This is a genomic window from Microcystis sp. M31BS1, assembly GCF_020245285.1.
Taxonomy (GTDB): domain Bacteria; phylum Cyanobacteriota; class Cyanobacteriia; order Cyanobacteriales; family Microcystaceae; genus Microcystis; species Microcystis panniformis.
Genome location: NZ_JADBVE010000379.1, coordinates 1 through 4860, shown reverse-complemented (window position 1 = coordinate 4860; position 4860 = coordinate 1). Strand labels below are relative to the sequence as shown.

Annotated in this window: 4 protein-coding genes and 1 tRNA gene; 3 read left to right on the top strand and 2 right to left on the bottom strand. The window is 47.0% G+C overall.

All coding sequences use genetic code 11. The features are described 5' to 3' along the window. Window positions 1–1307: DUF3352 domain-containing protein (locus IM509_RS21220; protein ID WP_272079448.1), on the bottom strand; the 1307-nt coding region annotated here is incomplete at its 3' end. 116 nt (window positions 1308–1423) lie between these two features. Continuing rightward, complete coding sequence (gene petJ / locus IM509_RS21215; RefSeq protein WP_002732729.1) at window positions 1424–1744, bottom strand: cytochrome c6 PetJ; 321 nt, start codon at window positions 1742–1744, stop codon at window positions 1424–1426. A 192-nt stretch (window positions 1745–1936) separates the two neighbouring features. Between petJ and petE the strand changes: the two genes are divergently transcribed. From petE to IM509_RS21200, 3 genes are all read left to right on the top strand, one after another. Then, window positions 1937–2314, top strand: coding sequence for a plastocyanin (petE, locus tag IM509_RS21210; RefSeq protein WP_002762125.1), 378 nt, complete (start codon window positions 1937–1939; stop codon window positions 2312–2314). A 441-nt stretch (window positions 2315–2755) separates the two neighbouring features. Then, on the top strand, window positions 2756–4483 hold the full coding sequence (locus IM509_RS21205; RefSeq protein ID WP_185237671.1) for a succinate dehydrogenase/fumarate reductase flavoprotein subunit: 1728 nt from the start codon (window positions 2756–2758) through the stop codon (window positions 4481–4483). Between the two features lie 83 nt (window positions 4484–4566). Next, a tRNA-Met gene (locus tag IM509_RS21200) sits at window positions 4567–4640 on the top strand. The last annotated feature ends 220 nt before the right edge of the window (window positions 4641–4860 follow it).

The window sequence follows — 4860 nt, the reverse complement described above, 5'->3', positions numbered from 1 at the left end:
GCCGTGGTTAACTTTGTCCAAGCTGTCACCGTTCGATCGAGTAAAGGCAGATTAACCACATTATAGCCGCGACTGCGGGCCAACTCATCCAAATGCTCGATCGCACTGTCCACCTCTACCCCCATCACCCGTTCCCCTAGAAAAACACTATCGGGTTCCATCCCCTTTGAACTAGGCACGAGAGCGAGGCTATATTCGCCTCTAACCCAGCTAAAAACGTCTTCAGGCAAATTTAAACCTAAAGGCGACTGGAAGCGGTTTAAGACCTGTGTTATTAATTCCTGTAGGGGACTATCTGCTTCTAACCCCTCCTCTACCTGAGTCCAAAAACGATTTAAATCGCGACTAGCGGCGACTAAAAGGCTATTTTCGCCGATAAAAGATAATGCTCCCACGGGACTAGATAAAATTGGTGCTTGGTCATCCTGTCCTAAGACTCCAATTAAGGCGGTTTGAGCGACTATTCCCCCGGATTTGAGGGTAAAAGCCGTGGCTAATCGTTGTTTCGCTTCGGGACTCTCCGGGACGGGTTGATTAGCGATCCAAGCCGATAACGGAGGTAAATTGCCGTAAACTATAGCTATACGCGGTTCGGTGATATTTTTGAGAGCTTCTCGGTAATCAGGGCTATTTTTTAGGTTTAAATCGGGTACTTGCACGTTATTAAGGGCCTCGCGCAAAACCTTGATATTATTGGCAAAAAGCACCGTATCACCCACCACGGCACTAGCGAGAAAACGATTATTATCTCCCGCAGTCAAGGGACGTTGATAAATCAGGTTAACTCCCTTGTAGGGTTCAAAAACCAGGTCAAATTTGCCCGAAACCGCCTGTTTTGAGTAGGAAGCTTGCAGAAATTCCTTAGCGCGTTCACCATCTTTACTTTGAATTGCCAAAAGATAACCCGGTTGGATACCATTATCGGTATCACGATCGAAATCTAGGGAAGTAACAGCGAGAGTAATTTCCTCCCCTAACCAGGGTTTGATTTCCTTTTGATAATTTAACCCCGTTTTACCGAGCAGACTTTTTTCTAAATCCTTAATTTCTTGGTGGGAACGTCGTCGATTAGCCGGTGTAGCGATTAATTGACCAAAAGACTCTAAACGTTCGGGATTGACCAGCAAGGATACCATAACCGGGGCCTGTTTCGGCACAAAAATCGCCGCCATCGGTTCCCGCAGCACCCCACCTTTGAGCAAAGACAGAGGACTATCGGCGAGAATCCAAGCAAAACTGGCTGTAGCGACTCCTAGGAGAATGATTACCGTCGCACCTAAAATATAGAAAAACGATCGCAATTTCACAACCTTGTCCCGAGATGAACCATTAGCTATTTTAAGCCAGCAATTGACCCAAGAATTTCGATCGCTACAATTCTTACCAGACTGACAACCGATAACTGGCCACCGATAACTAATTTTTACCAGCCTTTTTCCGCTTGAGCGAGGACATAATTAGCTACAGCTTCGATATCTTCAGCGCTGAGACGACCACCGAAAGCGGGCATCGCCCCCATACCTTTGGTAACTTGGGTAACGATAGCTTCAACGGAATCTTTGCCGTATTTAACTAAATCTTCTTTTTTCAGGGTTTTAGCGGCATTAACCACGTTTTTACCGCCCATGTGGCAGGAAGCACAGTTAGCACTGAAAATCGAAGCCCCATCAGCTAAAGCGGGACGAGCCATACCGAATGTAACCACAGCCAAGAGCAAGCACAGGGAAATTAATAGTCTTTTCACGATTGGTTCTCCTCTATTTCTTAAGAAATTCCCCAACCATCGTCAGAAAAAACCGGTTTTCTTGTCAAAAGACAAGCTGTCAAACTTGGTGTAGAATAAATCAATGGGACAGTTAAAAGCAAACTTTTACTTTTTTGTCAAAAGACAGGCTGTCAAACTTGTCATCTTCCCTCGTGTAAAGGATTAACAAGCATGAAAAAATTAGGTTTATTGGTCGCTACCCTGGTGCTAGTCGTCTCTAGCTTCTTCTTCAACACTGCCGCCGCTGCTGCGGAAACCTTCACGGTGAAGATGGGCGGTGATGCAGGTACACTACAATTTGATCCCCCCGCCCTCACTATTAAAGCAGGAGATACGGTGAAATGGGTCAATAACAAACTTTCTCCCCATAACATAGTTTTCGATAGCACCAAGGTTCCCGAAGCCCAGGCTGCTAAATTATCCCATAAAGGTCTGGCTTTTTCCGCCGGGGAGTCCTTTGAAAGCACTTTCAGCGAACCGGGTACTTACACCTACTACTGCGAACCCCATCGCGGTGCTGGTATGGTCGGAACGATTACCGTTCAGTAATTATCCGATTTTAAGCAAAAATAACTCGCGGTTAAGTGCCGCGGGTTGTTTTTTGGGAATTATGAAGACTTTTCAGTTATCAGTAAACAGGAATCAGTAATCAGTGAGGTTCTTCAGTTTGTCTTATGCAACGGACAGGGTTATAAGGAATGAAACTCTTATAGAGAAAGACATTTGGCGATTTTTGTCAATTGTTTTTGAACTAGAACGAACTCATCAATTAAGTTTTTTGCCAGATAAGGATTTAGTCGATTTATGCCCCCCGAGCGAACCATACCAAGTTCAGTAATCAGTAAACAGTGAACTGAAAACTCACATCTGATAACTGATAACTGATAACTGAAAGGGCTGTCTCCTGAAATATAAAGTCTCGGTTACAAAACTGACTTCTGAGCAATTCTCACCCCACCATAGAAACAGAAGCCCGTAGGAAAATCAGCCATGAAAGAACACGATGTCGTTATAGTGGGCGGTGGGTTAGCAGGATGCCGCGCCGCCTTAGAAATCAAACGCCTCAACCCGACTATCGATGTTGCTGTCGTTGCCAAAACCCACCCAATTCGTTCCCACTCCGTCGCCGCCCAGGGGGGTATCGCCGCCGCCCTGCAAAACGTTGACCCCAAAGATAATCCCAAGGCCCACGCCTACGATACTGTCAAAGGTTCCGATTTTCTGGCTGACCAGGATGCGGTGGATATTCTCACCCAAGAAGCCCCCGAAGTTATCATCGAATTGGAACATCTAGGCGTGTTATTCTCCCGTCTCGAAGATGGACGCATTGCCCAAAGAGCCTTTGGCGGTCACAGCCATAACCGTGCCTGTTACGCCGCCGATAAAACCGGTCACGCCATGCTGCACGAATTAGTCAGCAATTTAGGCCGTAATCAGGTAAAAATCTACGATGAATGGTATGTTTTGCGCCTTATCCTCGAAGAAGGTACGGCCAAAGGCGTGGTTATGTACCAAATCGCCACCGGACAGTTAGAAATCCTCCGGGCAAAAGCAATTATGTTCGGGACCGGGGGCTATGGTCGCGTTTATAACACCACCTCCAACGATTTCGCCTGTACGGGAGACGGTTTAGCTTTATCGGCAAAAGCGGGTATTCCCCTAGAAGACATGGAATTTGTCCAATTTCACCCCACTGGACTCTATCCCGTCGGTGTTTTAATCTCAGAAGCAGTCCGGGGTGAAGGGGCTTATTTAATCAATAGCGAAGGTCGTCGTTTTATGGAAGACTACGCCCCCTCGCGCATGGAATTGGCACCCCGGGACATCACTTCCCGGGCCATTACCCTAGAAATTCGCGCCGGCCGGGGGGTAAATCTGGACGGTAGCGCCGGGGGTCCCTTTGTCTATCTGGATTTACGCCATTTAGGTCGGGAAAAAATTATGAGTCGCATTCCCTTCTGTTGGGAGGAGGCCCACCGTCTCGTCGGTGTCGATGCGGTAGAGGAACCGATGCCTGTACGTCCTACAGTTCACTATTGTATGGGCGGCATTCCCGTTAATACCGATGGTCGCGTTCGCTTAAGTGCCGATACCCTCACCGAGGGCTTTTTCTCCGCCGGGGAATGTTCCTGTGTCTCCGTTCACGGGGCTAATCGTTTGGGCAGTAATTCCCTGTTAGAATGTGTGGTCTATGGGAGAAGAACTGGCAAATCGATCGCTAAATACGTCGAAAAACGCGCTTTTCCCGTCTTTAATCCCGATATTTACCTTCAGGATGCCAAACAGCAAATCACCGCTCTATTGACCAAAAAAGGCACGATTCGCATCGGTCAACTACGTCAGCAATTCCAAGACTGTATGACCCAACATTGCGGCGTTTTTCGCACCGAAGCGACCATGCGCGAGGGAATTAAACAAATCGGCGAATTAAAGCGCCAATACGAGCAGATTTACCTGGATGATAGGGGGGATTGCTGGAATACGGAACTAATCGAGGCCTGGGAATTACAAAGTCTCATGGTGGTGGGGGAAATTATCCTCACCTCTGCCCTCAATCGTCAAGAAAGCCGAGGGGCCCACTCCCGCGAGGATTTTCCCCAACGGGATGACCAAAATTTCCTTCAGCATACCCTCGCCTATTATTCCCCCTCCGGCATCGATATCGACTATATGCCCGTAGTGATTCAGGATTTCACCCCCGTGGAACGTAAGTATTAACCTCTGGTCGGACGGTAAATGTAAAGTAATTTTACAAACTCCTTGGCATTTACCGAGATTTAGTTCTATACTAAATAAAGCAACGCGGGATAGAGCAGTCTGGTAGCTCGTCGGGCTCATAACCCGAAGGTCAGTGGTTCAAATCCGCTTCCCGCCATTACTTATAAAGCCAGTTTTAAATAGAGCGGAACGTGATGGGCTTCAAACAGTGCCAGAAATTTATCACATAAAGCCATTAAGAGAACTCCATAAAAAAGATGATCCAATAGTCAAGTGGTTTGATAAGGGATTTCCACAAACCACTTTGGCAAATGGGGAAGTCGATTAATCTGTTTTTCCAACTCTGCCATTGCCTTCTGAATCAACTTTACCCCAGT